This is a genomic window from Neisseria sp. 27098_8_112 (genome assembly GCF_041433235.1).
Taxonomy (GTDB): domain Bacteria; phylum Pseudomonadota; class Gammaproteobacteria; order Burkholderiales; family Neisseriaceae; genus Neisseria.
The window spans coordinates 19,884-34,550 of record NZ_JAPWBB010000018.1; the positions used below are offsets into that span (position 1 = coordinate 19,884).

Consider the following 14,667-nt stretch of genomic DNA (forward strand, 5'->3'; position numbering starts at 1 on the left):
TTTATTTGGGTTTGCTGTCGGTTTTCGACGTGTTTCAGACGGCCTATATAACAATAGCTACTTTTAACGAAAGGCCGCCCACTCTATGCACGAATTCTCCCTCGGTCCCATTGTCATTGTCCTGTTGGTTTCCGTCATTACGGTTATCTGCTGTCGCAAGTTCAACATTCCTTCCATGCTCGGTTATCTTTTGGTCGGTTTTATTGCCGGTCCGGGTATGTTCAAACTGATTCCGCAAAGCCACGCCACCGACTATTTGGGCGAAATTGGCATTGTGTTCTTGATGTTCAGCATCGGTCTCGAATTCTCCCTGCCCAAACTCAAAGCCATGCGCCGCCTCGTATTCGGTTTGGGCGGTTTGCAAGTCATCGTTACCATGCTCTCGATTATGGGCATTTTGATGGCAATGGGCACGCCGTTTAACTGGGCGTTTGCCACTGCGGGCGCACTGACCATGTCGTCCACCGCCATCGTCAGCCGCATTCTGTCGGAGAAAACCGAGCTGGGTCAGCCGCATGGTCAAATGGCCATGGGTGTTTTGCTGATGCAAGATATTGCCGTTGTACCGCTGATGATTCTGATTCCGGCACTTGCAGGCGGCAGCGAAGGCAACTTGTGGGTAGAGCTGGGCTTGGCCGGTTTGAAAATGTTGCTGACCTTGGGCATTTTATTCGTTGTCGGCAGCCGTGTGATGTCGCGCTGGTTCAGACTGGTTGCCAAACGCAAATCGTCCGAACTCTTTATGATCAACGTTTTGCTGGTTACTTTGGGCGTAGCCTATCTGACAGAGCTTGAAGGCCTGTCTATGGCATTGGGCGCATTCGTTGCCGGTATGCTGCTTTCCGAAACCGAATACCGTATTCAGGTGGAAGACGACATCCGTCCATTCCGCGATATCCTGCTTGGCTTCTTCTTCATTACCGTCGGTATGAAGCTGGATATTCAGGCGCTGATCGGCAACTGGCAGCAAATCCTGATTTTGTTGGCAATCCTGTTGGTCTTGAAAGCACTGGTCGTCTTCATTATCGCTTTACGCATGAAAAACCCTACGAGCGATAGTCTCAAGAGTGCGCTTTATTTGGCGCAAGGCGGCGAGTTCGGTTTCGTGATGCTGGCTATTTCCAGCAAAATCAATATGGTTTCGCCCGAATTGGAACAAGCAGCCACTGCAGCCGTCTTGCTCTCCATGATTGCCGCACCATTCATTTTGGGCAGCAGCGATGCCATCGTCAGCCGCTTCGTTAAATCCGACTGGGACATGAAAGCCTTGGACTTGCACTCCATGTTGGTGGAAACCATGAGCAAATCCGAACACGTCCTGATTATAGGTTTCGGACGCGGCGGTCAATCGGTTGCCCGTGTATTGGCGCAAGAAGGCATCCCCTACTTTGCCCTTGACTTGGACATTGCCCGCGTACAAGTGGCACGCAACGCAGGTGAACCAGTTTCCTTTGGCGATGCCAAACGCCGTGAAGTCTTGGAAGCCGCCGGCTTGGGACGCGCCAAAATGGTGGTCATCACGCTGAACAATATGCATGAAACACAACATGTTCTCGGCAACATCATGTCTATGCATCCGAGCATGCCGGTTTATGTTCGCGCTACGAATGACGATTATGTCAAAACCTTTACCGAAATGGGTGCGGAAGAAACCGTCTCCGATACCAAAGAAACCAGCTTGGTACTGGCAAGCTATGCCATGTTGGGCCACGGTCTCTCTTACAACCATGTTTATCAAACCATAACCCACATCCGTCACAGCCGCTATGCATCTTTGCAAGACTTGTTTGTCGGCAGTGATGATGACAGTTTCTCCGACGAAGACAGCAAGGCCGTCTGCCGCCATGCCTTCCCATTGCAAGGCGAGGCACACGCCCTCGGTAAAACCATCCGTGAATTACCATTGGCAGCGCATTATCTGAAACTATTGTTTATCCGCCGCAATACCGGAAAAATCCAAGACCTTGACCCTGATTTCGTTCTGGAAACCGGTGACATTTTGGTTGTCGCAGGCAAGCAAGAAGAAATTATTTCCTTTGAAAACTGGTGCTTGCAGGGAGATATCTAATTATCGGCAAATAAATCTTGCGCGCGTCAGGATTTTTTGGTTTAATAGCGTCTTCGCAATTTTGCGCATGGGTGATTAGCTCAGTTGGTAGAGCGTCTGCCTTACAAGCAGAATGTCGGCGGTTCGACTCCGTCATCACCCACCAAGTTTCTTTTTCATTGTCTTTGACAGTGGATGCGCGGTGGTAGCTCAGTTGGTTAGAGTACCGGCCTGTCACGCCGGGGGTCGCGGGTTCGAGCCCCGTCCGCCGCGCCATTATTTAAAAATACTGATTCTTCAGTATCTCCCTTTTTCGGGTGATTAGCTCAGTTGGTAGAGCGTCTGCCTTACAAGCAGAATGTCGGCGGTTCGACTCCGTCATCACCCACCACTTTCCTTTTCATTGTCTTTGACAATGGATGCGCGGTGGTAGCTCAGTTGGTTAGAGTACCGGCCTGTCACGCCGGGGGTCGCGGGTTCGAGCCCCGTCCGCCGCGCCATCAAGTTAAAAATAAAAATACCGGTTTTTACCGGTATTTTTTTCGTCTATACCCTATGCCTTTTTATAAAAAATCGAGCTTTTTAAATAGTATAAACAGGACAGCACAATAAAGCAGACATATGGTTTGAGTCCTGAAAGACCATCTATCTCAAGCTGATTCACACCAAACGCTTATTCATTAAATCCCTTTCAAAATAGACATAAATACTTGCCTCCCCTTCTTACACAAAGGCCGTCTGAAAACGTCAATACATTTTCAGACGGCCTTTTTTAGCTTATCAAGCCTGATACCTAATCATGCAGGAGGCCTTAGCATCAATCCAATGATCTCCGCCCGGCTGAACAATTTTAGACACCAGCTTATCCAAGTCGCGTAAATAATCGGTTGATTTCTGGCTGTTGATAATGACGACAACCAGCAACGGCTTTTCACCTAACCAATACCCAGCCAGTGCGCGGACATCTTTAAGCGTACCAGTTTTGAGGCGTAGGTTTTCACCGGGCTGCTTCAAGCGTGTTTTAAGCGTGCCGTCTTTACCGGCAATCGGCAGCGTACTGATAAACTCGTTTTTAAACGGGCTGAAGTAGGCTTTTTCCAACATTTGCGCCATCATTCGCGCATTGAGCCGTTCAACGCGGGACAGGCCTGAGCCGTTTTCCAACACCAGCCCTTCCGTATTAATACCGGCAACCGCCAGCTCGCTTTTTACGATAGACGCAGCCTTGGCCTGCGCCAGCTTGTAATCAGACATGTTTCCGGCAAATTTAAGGAAAACCGAACGGGCAATCAGATTATTGGAATGCTTGTTCATATCGGTGAGGATATCGGTAAGCGGTTTGGATAGATGACTCGCCAACACATGCGCGTCATGAGGCGCGACACCTGTTGTCAGGCCGTCTGAAACCGTGCCGCCTTGTTGGCGCCATTGGTTGACAAAACTTTTGCCGACAAATTCTTTCATGCTGTACATATTCAGATACAGCTCTTTGCCCAAGCAGCTTTCCGGCAGCTTGCCCGATACGGTCAGCGTATTGTTTTTATAGGAAGTCTTCATGTGGTTTTTTAAAACACTGCACTTCCCTTCTTTATTCTCAAGCGTCAATTTGTTTTGAATGTTCAGATTCGGCAGCGGCGGATTGGTACGGATGACCAAGCTTCCGTCTTCTTCTTTTTCAGCACGCAGTTCAACGGTTTTATACGCCAACATATTGGGATCGGGCGGCGTCATAAAGCTTTCGGCAGAATCGGAAGCAAAATCATCCGGATTCTTCACATCGCCCCACAGGCTGCGGTCGAGTATCAGATGTCCGTCAATATGGCGTATGCCCTTATCGCGCATCTGTTGCTGCATTTGCACCAGATCATGCTGGTCAAACACAGGATCGCCGCTCCCCACCCAATACACATTGCCTTTCAGCGTATCGCCTTTGATTAGGCCGTTGGTTTTAAACTCGGTTTTCCAACGATAATCGCCGCCCAACATACGAAACGAGGTAAACGCCGTTACCAGCTTCATGGTCGAAGCAGGATTGCGCAATTCATCGGCACGGTGTTCGGCAATCACTTTGCCGCTGTCCAATTCCTGCACATAAACAGAAATCTCATTTTCAGGAATACGCCCGAAATCCAAAGCCCATGACGGACAAACCGCCATCATCAGGCCGATTGATAAAATACATTTTAACTTCATTGTGTTACAAAATCTTATAAATTCTTACGAGGTGCTTAGGCCGTCTGAACGTTTCAGACGGCCTTTTTCTTTATTTCTGATGCGCTTTCAAACGTAAAGCAAACATAACAACCACAACACCGACAACCAAAGCGCAACCCATCGCCAAATGGATACCGTCCAGCATTGCCTGTTGCGGCATATCTGCACTGGAAAGTTTCTCACCGATATTGGTCGCACCGACAAAAAACGCCGCGCCGATGGCACCGGCAATCGGGTTGATGGTAGTCAAAATTGCCGCACCGTGCGGATTGAGCGTTTTTGGCAACGCGTTCAGACCATGGGTTTCGCCGGTTACACAAGCAGACACGGAAAGCGCCAACAGCGTAAACATCGCCGTCAACATCACCACTTGCGTATCAATCCGCAAAAACAGCCACAATACCGCCAGCGACACCACCAGCATCACTGTTGCTGGCAAAACAACAAAGTATCCGCCCTTTTTGTCCAACAATTTGCCGAACAAAGGCGCGGCAACTGCTTGGGCAATACTGGCAGGCATCAGAATCAGGCCGGTTGCCGTACCGGTCAGCATCAACACTTGCTGCGTGTACATCGGCACCATCAACTCCAAGCCCAAGAACAGGAATATCGCACCGGCCAAAATCACAACGCAATATCTGAACTGTTTGTATTCAAACGCACGAAGGTTCAACAACGGTGTAGCCAAACGGAACTGACGGTGCGCAAACCAACCCACCAGCACAATGGAAGCGGCAAAGAGCAGGATAAATTCCACCAGCGGCATATGGGCAAAATTACTGCTCGCATAAACCAACCCGCCGAAGCCTGCAATCGACAGCACAGCCGACAACATATCAATTTTCGGACGGCTGATGTTACTCAAATTAACCGTCAAATATTTACCCACCAGCACCATTGCCGCCAACATAAACGGCGCGGTAAAACCGAACAGCACGCGCCAATGCGTATGGTCGATGATGATGCCCGACAGCGTCGGCCCCATTGCAGGCGCGGCGGTAAACATCATGGTAATCACACCCATCGCCGTTCCGCGCTTGTTGGGTGGAAAAATCGACAACACGCCGTTAAACAGAAGCGGGACAAAAAACGCGGCAGACACTGCCTGCACCATCCGACCGACCACCAATACGCCAAACGTCGGTGCAAACGCGCAAATCAGTGATCCTGCTAAAAACGTTGCCTGCGTAAACAGCACCATTTTGCGCGTTTCAAACCATTGGATCACGCCGGCCGTAATCGGCGTAAATGCCCCCATGACCAGCAAAAAGCCCGTTGTCAGCCATTGAACCGTGGTCTTATCGACACCGAAATCTTTCATAATCGGCGTAAGCGCGACATTCAGCAGCGTGTCGTTGAGATAGCCGAAAAATGCGCCGATGAATAAGGTGGCGACAATGGTTTTAGCTGGAAAGTCGGGATTGTCGGCATAGTATTCGTGTGCCGTTGCGTCCTCTTGCGAATCAGAAGCGTGCATAATAATTTGAAATATCAGCGAAACCGTTATTTTAGCATAAACCATTTTGACAGGCCGTCTGAAACCTTGACCGCTTCCCCAGATAACACTAAAATTTAGAATTGTTTTCATTTTTATTATTAAACAGGAGAAAAACATGTCAAAGAAAGTCAGCATCTTGGTCGGCAGCCTGCGTAAAGGCTCGTTCGCACGAAAAGTCGCACAAAACGTCATTTCCATGTTCCCTGAAGGCTACGAAGCGCAAATTGTCGAAATCGGCCATTTGCCTTTATACAACTTCGACTACGACGATCCTGCCGTTACCGACTTCCCCACTCCATCCAGCTATACCGAGTTCCGTGAAACCATCAAAGCCTCTGCCGGCGTATTGTTCGTGACTTCCGAAAACAACCGTACCGTCCCCGCCTGCCTGAAAAACGCCATCGACATCGGTTCCAAACCCAATGCCGATGTTGCCTGGAAAAAAACACCTGCCGGCATCATCAGTCATTCTGTCGGCAAAATGGGGGGTTATAGCGCGCAAAAAAATCTGCGCCTTGCCCTTTCGTATTTCGATATGCCATTGACCGGCCAACCGGAAGTGTTCCTCGGCAACTCGCCTACCCTGTTTGACGACAACGGCCAGCTTATCGAATCCGCGCGCGGCTTTGTTCAAGGCTATATCGACCAATTGGTTGCTTTGATTGAGAAAAACCCTAAATAATTGGGATTGAAGCATACAGGCCGTCTGAAAAACGAAATTTCAGACGGCCTCATCTTTTGCAAAAAATCAGTTTTTCGACAGCTCCTAAATTTTTACTAATTGAGTGTGGTTATAATCACTATCCACCCATCCTCCGGAGAACTTCCATGCGCGTATTATTGGTTGAAGACGATGCCATGATTGCCCAAGCCGTCAGTGCCAACCTGAAAGACACCGGCTACGCTGTCGATTGGGTCAACCGCGGTTCGGAAGTTGCCGCAGCAGTGGCGGCGCAAGCATACGATTTGCTGCTCTTAGATTTGGGTTTGCCCGGCAAAGACGGTTTGGACGTATTGGCGCAAATCCGCAACGGCGGCTGTACCGTCCCCGTCTTAATCGTGACCGCGCGCGATGATTTGCACAGCCGCCTCAACGGCCTAGACGGCGGCGCAGACGACTACATCGTCAAACCCTTCGACATGGCGGAACTGCAAGCCCGTATGCGCGCCGTATTGCGCCGACACGGCGGTCAGGCGCAAACGCTGCTGACCAACGGCATCATCACGCTCAACCCTTCCACCCATCAGGCGGAAGTAGTCGGGCAGGAACAGTCCATCATGCTCAGCAACAAAGAATTTGCCGTCCTCCAAGCCCTGCTGCTGCGTCCGGGCATGATTCTGTCGCGCAGCGATTTGGAAGACAAAATCTACGGCTGGGGCGAAGAAGTCGAAAGCAACGCCGTTGACTTCCTGATTCACACCTTACGCAAAAAACTCGGCAAAGAAGCGATTCAAAACGTTCGCGGGGTCGGCTGGCTGGTTGCACAAAACAACCAGGCCGTCTGAAAAACCAAAACAACACCAACACACAAACCATGCAACGCCTTATCCACACCATCAAACAATCCCTGCAAGTCCGGATCAGCCTCGCCCTGATCTGTATGCTCCTGCCCCTCTCCATTCTTGCAGGCATATTTTCATATTACGATACTTATCACGAAACCCAAGAGGTTCAAGACGACCTGTTGCGCCAAGTCGCGAACTATCTCGACCCGAGCGATGCCGATGACGAGAAACACTCACTCGACAACGACAACAAGATTTCCGTTCAATTTCCCAATACGCCCAACCCCATTGTCAGCCTGCCTGAGAAGATTTCAGACGGCCTGCACACCATTCAGGCCGATGACGACGACGATTACTACCGCGTTTATACCCGCAACACCAAGCAAGGCCGCATCGCTGTCATGCAGGAAAGCGACTACCGCGAAGAGCTGGCCGAAATGGCCGCCGTACAGAGCATCCTCCCCATGCTCCTCGCCCTGCCCCTGATTATCCTGCTCACCGTCTGGATTACCCACCGCGCCATGCGTTCCGTCAAAACCCTGTCCAACGATTTGGAACAGCGCAAAATCAACGACCTCTCGCCGATGGACACGCAAAACATTCCCAGCGAAATCCAAGGCTTTGTCATCGCCATCAACAACCTGTTGCAGCGTACCGACGAAAACGTCCGCCAACAGCAACGCTTTATCGCCGATGCCGCACACGAATTGCGCAGCCCCATGACAGCCCTTTCCCTTCAGGCAGAGCGGCTCAACAATATGCATCTGTCCGCCGAAGCACGCGAGCAGTCCGCCCTGTTGCAACAAAGCATACAGCGCAACCGCCACCTGCTCGAGCAACTCCTTTCCCTCGCACGCGCCCAAGCACCCGAAACCCAACGCCCTAAAACCCTGATCAGCCTGCAAAACCAGTTCCGCCGCGTCTTGCAGGAACTCATGCCGCTGGCGCTGGCCAAAGGTCAAGACATCGGCGTCGCCGTTGAAAACGACTGCCAAATCCACGCCGACGACACCGAAATCTACACCCTCATCAAAACCTTTACCGACAACGCCATCCGCTATACCCCAAAAGGCGGCCGCATCGATTTAGGCTTTGACGAAACCGCCGAATACCTCAACATCTGGGTGGAAGACGACGGCCCCGGCATTCCCCCAAGCGAACGCCAACGCGTTATCGACCCCTTCTACCGCATTCTCGGCACCGAACAACAAGGCACCGGCTTGGGGCTGTCCATTGCAGACACCATTGTCAAACGCTATCAAGGCCGTCTGAAACTGGCCGACAGCCGACACTTTGACAGCGGCTTGTTGATTATTGCCGAGTTGGATAAAAAGACGCTTTAAATGGTTGACCCGCTCAAATTGGTTTATCTAGCTTTAATCCGATGAATCAAAACGCTTTAAAACCAAAGGCCGTCTGAAAATGACTTTCAGACGGCCTTTTTATATTTTAAAGCAAACCTCATTCATTCCTCACAAATACGGCTGCAAGGTTTGGCGGAGGATTTCCATATCAGTAATTTCGGTAATATTGGCTTTGCCCAAGTATTCCAAACCGACAAAACGCATGATGCCGCTGCTGACTTTTTTGTCATGGCTCATGTGTTCAACCCATTTTTCAAAGGAGAAAACAGGCGGCGCAGACGGGAGGGAGGCGGCTTCCATTAAAGCGGCAATGCGGTCGGTATCGGCTTGTCGGGTTTTGCCCAAAATTTGCGACAACCGGGAAGCGAGGACGCAACCGGCGGCAACGGCTTCACCGTGCAGCCATACGCCGTAGCCCATTTCAGCCTCAATGGCATGGCCGAAAGTGTGGCCGAGATTAAGCCATGCGCGGATGCCCTGCTCGGTTTCGTCTTGGGCAACAATATCGGCCTTCATTTGGCAGCAATGGTAAACGGCTTCTGCCATTTTTTCTTGGTGTTGCGCCATCAGGTCGGCCATATTTTCTTCCAACCAAGCAAAAAATTCGGCATCGCCCAATGCGCCGTATTTGATGACTTCGGCCATACCTGCGGAAAGTTCGCGTTGCGGCAGCGTTTGCAGGGCGGTCAAATCGGCCAGCACGGCTTGTGGCTGGTAGAATGCGCCAATCATGTTTTTACCGAGCGGATGGTTGATGGCGGTTTTACCGCCGACCGAGGAATCGACCTGACTGAGCAAGGTGGTCGGCACTTGGATAAAAGGTGCGCCACGCTGATAAGTCGCCGCGGCAAAGCCGACCATATCGCCTATCACGCCGCCGCCCAAAGCGATTAAAGTGGTTTTGCGCTCGGCACGGTTTTGCATCAAGCCATCGTAAATCAGGTTGAGCGTCTGCCAGTTTTTATATTGTTCGCCGTCGGGAAGGATGATGCTGAAATGCGGTACGCCCAGTCTGTCTAAGGCCGTCTGAAGCTGTTTGAGATACAGCGGCGCAACGGTTTCGTTGGTAACGATGGCTGCTTTTTTGCCTAAATAGGGCTGAAGCAGCGTATCGGCCTGCTCAATCAGTTTATGCCCGATAAAGATGGGGTATTGATGGAATGGGGTTTGAACAGTCAGTGTGCGCATAGTATTCCTTTGCAAAGCGTATTTATTCGCCTAAAGCCTGTATCAGGCGTTTGAGCGTTTTGTGACAGCTGTCGGATTCGATGACGAGATGGGCGGTTTGACGGTACAGCGTATCGCGTTGGTCATACAGCTCTTGCAGTTTAGCCAAAGGGTCGGCAACTTGCAACAGCGGCCGGTTGCTGTCGTAACGGGTACGCTCCAGCAAGGTTTCGGGGCTGGCATGCAGATAAACAACCGTGCCGTTTTGGCGCAAAATCTGTCTGTTTTCACTGCGCAATACGGAGCCGCCACCGGTCGATAAAACGATGTTGCGCCAGGAAGCGAGCTTCTTCAGCATATTGGTTTCACGGTTGCGGAAGCCTTCCTCCCCTTCCATCTCAAAAATGGTCGGAATGGTTACGCCCGAAGAAGTGCAGATTTCGTAATCGCTGTCGTAAAACGGGCATTCAAACATTTGGGCAAGCTGCTTGCCCAAAGTGGTTTTGCCCGCGCCCATCAGCCCGATTAAAATTAAATTGCCGTTGATTTTTTCCATGTAGGTCATTTTATACGATATGGTGGTTTCGTGGAAAAGTTCGTCGTCTTTCAGACGGCCTTTTCATCTCAGGCCGTCTGAAAACCAAAACAGGCATACCTTTGCAGATATGCCTGTTTGTCATTTTAAAAATCAGTAACGCAAATTGTTACCCACATTATCCATAATGCGCGGCGTAATGAAGATCAACAGCTCACGGCGGTTTTCACGTTTGCCGCGTGATTTGAACAGATTGCCAACAACAGGAATATCGCCCAAAACAGGTACTTTGTTCACTGCATTGGTGCTTTCTTCTTCGTAAATACCGCCGACAATCAGCGTGCCGCCATCTTCAACCATGGCTTGGGTATTCAAGTGTTTGGTGTTGATACACTTGGTTGTCAGAGAATCCACGGTACAGTCGATCGGGGTATCACGATTAATCTTCACAGTCATGATGATTTGACCGTCAGGCGTAATGTTCGGCGTTACGGTCAAGCCCAAAACAGCTTTCTTGAAGGTAATCGAAGTCGCACCGCTGGAAGAAGCCTCTTGGTAAGGAATTTCCGTACCGGATTCAATTTTGGCTTCTTTGCGGTCTTGTGTCAGCACACGCGGATTGGAAATGGTTTTGCTCTTACCTTGTTCTTCAGACGCACTGATTTCCAAACCCAATGCGCCGGACGAGAACGCACGCACCAGCGCAATGCTGTTGACTGCGGCTGCGGTCGGCAGACTGACGTTCGGATCCAAAGTCCATGTGCGGTAGCCTACGTCGCCACGGTTAAACGAGGCATTGGTATTGTAGTTGGTTTGCGCATTGCTCCAGTTGCTGCCCCATGCGTTACGGCCACTTGCACCACCGGAACCGAATTTAACGCCCAAGTTGCGGAAGAAGGTATCTTCTGCTTCGACAATGCGCGCTTCCACCATCACTTGACGGGTTGGAACGTCCAATTCATCAATCAGTTTGCGGAATTTCTCAATCACGCCGCGGTTGTCGGTCACGATCAGCGTATTGGTGGCCGGATCGATTAAGGCGCTGCCTCGGTTGCTCAACAGAGTATTGCGGGTATTGGAATTATTGCTGTCGTATTCTTCCAAACGCAGAATTTTGCGGAATTCTTCCACGTTTTTGTATTTCAACTGGAAGGTCTGAGAATACAGCGGACCCAATTCGGCAATCTCTTTTTCAGCCTGCAAGAAGGCTTTGTCTTTTGCCAACAATTCATCGCGAGGTGCGATATTGATGATGTTGCCTTGACGGCGCATATCCAAATTGCGCGCCTGCATAACCAAGTCTAAAGCCTGATCCCAAGGTACATCTTTCAGGGACAGGGTCATGGTACCTTTGACAGTATCGCTGGCAACAATATTCACACCGGATTCTTTTGCCAAAATCTGCAAGATGGTCCGAACTTCTACATCTTGGAAATCCAAAGAAATTTTACGGCCTTTGAACGATTTGTTCGCATTGTGGTTCAAGCCACCAGATTCGGTATTGGCGGCTTTAGGCGATACTTCAAATACAAAGCGTCCGGCAGAAGCTTTGGTATTGATATCCCAATTCGCATTATTATTGCGGATAATAAGCTGGGTAGAATTGCCGATACGTTTGAGCGTAACGTTTTGTACAGGCGTATTGAAGTCAGCCACATCCAAACTGCGTTGCGCTTGTGTCGGCAGCGTATGGTTTTTCAATGTCACAACCACGCGGTCGCGCTGCTGTTTAATGTCCGGCTGCCCGCTAAAACCTGGGGCAGACAATTCAATAATGCCGGAATTGCGTGCGCCTTTGCGGAAATCGATATTGGCGGCCGAAACGGCTTGATAAGCCTGAGTAGCGCGCGCGGTAGACGGTGTAGCCGCACGTTCATTGGCAACGGCAGCATTGGTTTGGTCAGTAGATTCGTTTACAAATACCCAAACTTCGTTGCCGCGAATCTCAGTATTGTATTGGCTGATTTTGTTCAAACCCAAAACCACGCGTGCACGGTCATTGTTTTGCGCCGCAGTAATTTGATTCAGCAATGGGTCGGCATATTCCAAAACAGGCTGAGGCAAACGGATATTAGTGTTGGCAAAATCCAATGCAATACGCGCCGGAGTAGATGTTACAAAACCATGAGGTGTAGTGACGTCTTTGTCGAAACGGATTTTGATGATTTTTTGGTTGTCAGGCAAAGTGGAAACGTTGATATCAGTAATATTGCCTGCAAAGGCCGTCTGAACAGCGAGGGCAACGCTGAAGCCGGCAAATAATTTTGTCATGTGCTTGGTTTTCATAATCGAGTGAGACCCCTAAATTAATTTGAATTCGAACTATCTGAGCTATTGGAAGAATCCGCCTCTTTACTGCTCAATGGCAATTCGGCCTTCCGGTACACCCAGTTGCCGTAGCTGTCTTCAACTTGCTCGGTCAAGATAATTTTATCTTCGGTAATACTTTGGATTCTGCCGTAATTCTGACCGATATAGTTTCCAGGATAAACGGTATAAACATGGTCGTTGACCTTGATAAATCCGGAAACTTTGCCGCCGCTTTGCAGCGTTCCGACAAAGGCCATGTTTTCCAAACTGAAGGCTTCCAATGTTTCTTTCGGACGGTTCACATCCGGCGCATTGCCGCCTTTAGGGGCAGTGTCCAAACGGCGTGAATCAAACGCATTCATGCCTTTAAAGTTCGGCGGGCTATACGGCTTAGGCAATGTAACCGTCGGCTCTTCAAACGGAATAATCTTGGATTTTGCTTCCTGACGGGTTTGCGTCATCCATTGAGTCAAATCTTCATAGCTTTGCGTACAGGCTGCCAAGGGAAGAAGACTTAAGAGTAAGATGATTTTTTTCATGATTTCCCTATTCTTTTATTTTTGCTCATTCTCGGCAGGTTTGCCTTCTTCTTGTGCCTGTTGCGCAGCCAATTCGGCAGCAATCTCTTCGGCCGGACGTGCTTTGTAAGTCGTCGCAATCGCGCTCAATGTCAATTCGCCTTTATTGCCTTTGCCTTCTTTATCCTCGCCTGCATTCACGAGTTTCAAAGAATCTAAAGTAATAATGCGCGACAAATCGCCTACATCACGGGTAAATTGGCTGATCTGTGAATATTTGCCTGTAATGGAAATCTGATACGGCAGTTTTTGAATCGGACCATCGTTTTCAGGTTGGATCGGTGCAACGCTGTCCAAACGCAGTCCGTTGGTTGAACCTGCCTGATGCAGCTCTTGAATCAGGTTCGGAATTTCCGCATCGGTTGGAAGTTGTTTCAACAAAACGTCAAATGCAGAACGAATCGAAGCCAATTCAGCTTTCAAATTGTTCAAGCTTGCCGCCTGAATGCTTTTACGCGTAAAGGTTTCCTTCAACTCTTCTTCTTTGGCTTCCTGCGTATTCAAGGTTTCAATCTGATCTTTAAATACGCCGACATAGCCCAAAGCCAACATACCGACAATCAATAAACCTGCCAACAAAAGTTTTGAAGGCATATTGAGCAGGTACAGGTTTTGTACGTCCAATTGTTTCAGGTTTTTAGATGCCATTATTGAGCCTCCGGAGCAGGTTCTGCCACAGGTTCGGCCACTTCACCGCTGCTTTGGGCAGTCGGTGCAGGAGCCGGCGTATTCACTTGGTTGATTGAAGATTTCAAAGTAAATTCTTGGTAGTTATCTACTTTTTTAATACTCAACAATTCAGGCTGCAAGAAAATACCTGTACTCGGCAGGGAGCGCATCATAACGGCGATTTTATTGTCGCTGATGGCATGGCCACTGATTTTATAGCTGGTCGGGCTTTCTGCTTCCAACGCAGTCAAATAAGTATTATCGGGCGTAAGCGCATTCAAAGAATCAAGGATATAGGCCGCTTGATAGCGTTTTTCCTGTAACTCTTCAACTTTCAGTTTTTTGGCCAAGAAGGCTTCTTTTTCTTGCTGAAGTTTATCGATTTCGCCCAATTCTCTATCAAGTCTGTCGATTTCGGTTTGCAGGAAGTTGTTGCGGCCTTCTTGATTGCGGATGGCACTGTCAATACCGAGATAGGTAGCGGCCGCCAAGCCCAAACCTACTGCAAAAGCGCCAAGCATCAATATTTTGAATTGCTGTTGCTTGCGCTGTTTAATCTCTTCCCGATATGGAAGAAGGTTGATTCTGGTTAATTCGATCATGTTCTCAAAGTCCCCTTAATGCCAATCCGAACGCCAAAGTCAGTGACGGCGCATCAATTTGAAACTGCGGCAATTCTACTTTTGCACTGCGTTCCACATATGAAATCGGATGCAGATATTCTGTTGCCGTATTGGTTTGCGAGAAAATGCTTTCTGCCAAACCTGCCTGCTGCGCGG

Annotated in this window: 12 protein-coding genes, 4 tRNA genes and 1 pseudogene; 8 read left to right on the forward strand and 9 right to left on the reverse strand. The window is 49.5% G+C overall.

The annotated features are described in order from the left end of the window. The first annotated feature begins 85 nt into the window (after positions 1-85). The 5 genes from O3682_RS10445 to O3682_RS10465 all read left to right on the forward strand — a co-directional run bounded on the left by O3682_RS10445 (position 86) and on the right by O3682_RS10465 (position 2,547). A complete protein-coding gene (locus O3682_RS10445; RefSeq protein WP_371509993.1) occupies positions 86-2,068 on the forward strand; it encodes a monovalent cation:proton antiporter family protein in 1,983 nt (660 codons plus the stop codon). Positions 2,069-2,137: 69 nt separating this feature from the next. Next, positions 2,138-2,213: transfer RNA gene (locus O3682_RS10450), tRNA-Val, on the forward strand. 33 nt (positions 2,214-2,246) lie between these two features. Further along, positions 2,247-2,323 (forward strand) — tRNA-Asp (locus tag O3682_RS10455). Between the two features lie 39 nt (positions 2,324-2,362). Continuing rightward, positions 2,363-2,438: transfer RNA gene (locus O3682_RS10460), tRNA-Val, on the forward strand. A gap of 32 nt (positions 2,439-2,470) precedes the next feature. Beyond that, positions 2,471-2,547: transfer RNA gene (locus O3682_RS10465), tRNA-Asp, on the forward strand. A 280-nt stretch (positions 2,548-2,827) separates the two neighbouring features. On the opposite strand, the gene dacB is transcribed toward O3682_RS10465, so the two are convergent. Then, on the reverse strand, positions 2,828-4,240 hold the full coding sequence (gene dacB, locus O3682_RS10470; RefSeq protein WP_371509994.1) for a D-alanyl-D-alanine carboxypeptidase/D-alanyl-D-alanine endopeptidase: 1,413 nt from the start codon (positions 4,238-4,240) through the stop codon (positions 2,828-2,830). A gap of 70 nt (positions 4,241-4,310) precedes the next feature. Continuing rightward, positions 4,311-5,738 carry an MFS transporter gene (locus tag O3682_RS10475; RefSeq protein ID WP_371509996.1) on the reverse strand — a complete coding sequence of 476 codons (1,428 nt, stop codon included), beginning with the start codon at positions 5,736-5,738 and terminating at the stop codon, positions 4,311-4,313. Positions 5,739-5,874: 136 nt separating this feature from the next. Between O3682_RS10475 and O3682_RS10480 the strand changes: the two genes are divergently transcribed. From O3682_RS10480 to O3682_RS10490, 3 genes are all read left to right on the forward strand, one after another. Next, positions 5,875-6,441, forward strand: a complete 567-nt coding sequence (locus tag O3682_RS10480) for an NADPH-dependent FMN reductase (RefSeq protein ID WP_070633057.1) — start codon at positions 5,875-5,877, stop codon at positions 6,439-6,441. Between the two features lie 146 nt (positions 6,442-6,587). Further along, positions 6,588-7,265: a response regulator gene (locus O3682_RS10485; RefSeq protein WP_371509998.1), complete on the forward strand. Its 678-nt coding sequence runs from the start codon at positions 6,588-6,590 to the stop codon at positions 7,263-7,265. A gap of 29 nt (positions 7,266-7,294) precedes the next feature. Continuing rightward, positions 7,295-8,608, forward strand: a complete 1,314-nt coding sequence (locus O3682_RS10490) for a sensor histidine kinase (protein ID WP_371510000.1) — start codon at positions 7,295-7,297, stop codon at positions 8,606-8,608. A 129-nt stretch (positions 8,609-8,737) separates the two neighbouring features. Here the strand turns inward: O3682_RS10490 and aroB are convergent, their stop codons facing one another. The 7 genes and pseudogenes from aroB to O3682_RS10525 form a co-directional block, all read right to left on the reverse strand. Beyond that, positions 8,738-9,817 carry a 3-dehydroquinate synthase gene (gene aroB / locus O3682_RS10495; RefSeq protein WP_371510002.1) on the reverse strand — a complete coding sequence of 360 codons (1,080 nt, stop codon included), beginning with the start codon at positions 9,815-9,817 and terminating at the stop codon, positions 8,738-8,740. A gap of 22 nt (positions 9,818-9,839) precedes the next feature. Continuing rightward, positions 9,840-10,352 (reverse strand): shikimate kinase, encoded by a 513-nt coding sequence (locus O3682_RS10500; RefSeq protein WP_371510004.1) that lies wholly within the window; start codon positions 10,350-10,352, stop codon positions 9,840-9,842. Between the two features lie 132 nt (positions 10,353-10,484). Continuing rightward, positions 10,485-12,617, reverse strand: coding sequence for a type IV pilus secretin PilQ (locus O3682_RS10505; RefSeq protein WP_371510006.1), 2,133 nt, complete (start codon positions 12,615-12,617; stop codon positions 10,485-10,487). Positions 12,618-12,637: 20 nt separating this feature from the next. Beyond that, on the reverse strand, positions 12,638-13,180 hold the full coding sequence (locus tag O3682_RS10510) for a pilus assembly protein PilP (protein WP_003684527.1): 543 nt from the start codon (positions 13,178-13,180) through the stop codon (positions 12,638-12,640). A gap of 15 nt (positions 13,181-13,195) precedes the next feature. Further along, positions 13,196-13,867, reverse strand: coding sequence for a type IV pilus inner membrane component PilO (gene pilO / locus O3682_RS10515; protein WP_371510009.1), 672 nt, complete (start codon positions 13,865-13,867; stop codon positions 13,196-13,198). Then, complete coding sequence (locus tag O3682_RS10520; RefSeq protein WP_371510011.1) at positions 13,867-14,490, reverse strand: PilN domain-containing protein; 624 nt, start codon at positions 14,488-14,490, stop codon at positions 13,867-13,869. The genes pilO and O3682_RS10520 overlap by 1 nt, the downstream gene beginning before the upstream one ends. Positions 14,491-14,494: 4 nt before the next feature. Further along, positions 14,495-14,667 (reverse strand): annotated as a pseudogene (locus tag O3682_RS10525) (type IV pilus assembly protein PilM); the annotation flags it as partial.

Bases quoted from the DNA above. Each gene is read 5' to 3' on its own strand.
- O3682_RS10510 (WP_003684527.1), bottom strand. From the start codon at position 13,180: ATGAAAAAAATCATCTTACTCTTAAGTCTTCTTCCCTTGGCAGCCTGT.
- O3682_RS10480 (WP_070633057.1), top strand. From the start codon at position 5,875: ATGTCAAAGAAAGTCAGCATCTTGGTCGGCAGCCTGCGTAAAGGCTCG.
- pilO (WP_371510009.1), bottom strand. From the start codon at position 13,867: ATGGCATCTAAAAACCTGAAACAATTGGACGTACAAAACCTGTACCTG.
- O3682_RS10490 (WP_371510000.1), top strand. From the start codon at position 7,295: ATGCAACGCCTTATCCACACCATCAAACAATCCCTGCAAGTCCGGATC.
- O3682_RS10520 (WP_371510011.1), bottom strand. From the start codon at position 14,490: ATGATCGAATTAACCAGAATCAACCTTCTTCCATATCGGGAAGAGATT.
- O3682_RS10475 (WP_371509996.1), bottom strand. From the start codon at position 5,738: ATGCACGCTTCTGATTCGCAAGAGGACGCAACGGCACACGAATACTAT.
- O3682_RS10485 (WP_371509998.1), top strand. From the start codon at position 6,588: ATGCGCGTATTATTGGTTGAAGACGATGCCATGATTGCCCAAGCCGTC.
- O3682_RS10500 (WP_371510004.1), bottom strand. From the start codon at position 10,352: ATGGAAAAAATCAACGGCAATTTAATTTTAATCGGGCTGATGGGCGCG.
- dacB (WP_371509994.1), bottom strand. From the start codon at position 4,240: ATGAAGTTAAAATGTATTTTATCAATCGGCCTGATGATGGCGGTTTGT.
- O3682_RS10445 (WP_371509993.1), top strand. From the start codon at position 86: ATGCACGAATTCTCCCTCGGTCCCATTGTCATTGTCCTGTTGGTTTCC.
- O3682_RS10505 (WP_371510006.1), bottom strand. From the start codon at position 12,617: ATGAAAACCAAGCACATGACAAAATTATTTGCCGGCTTCAGCGTTGCC.
- aroB (WP_371510002.1), bottom strand. From the start codon at position 9,817: ATGCGCACACTGACTGTTCAAACCCCATTCCATCAATACCCCATCTTT.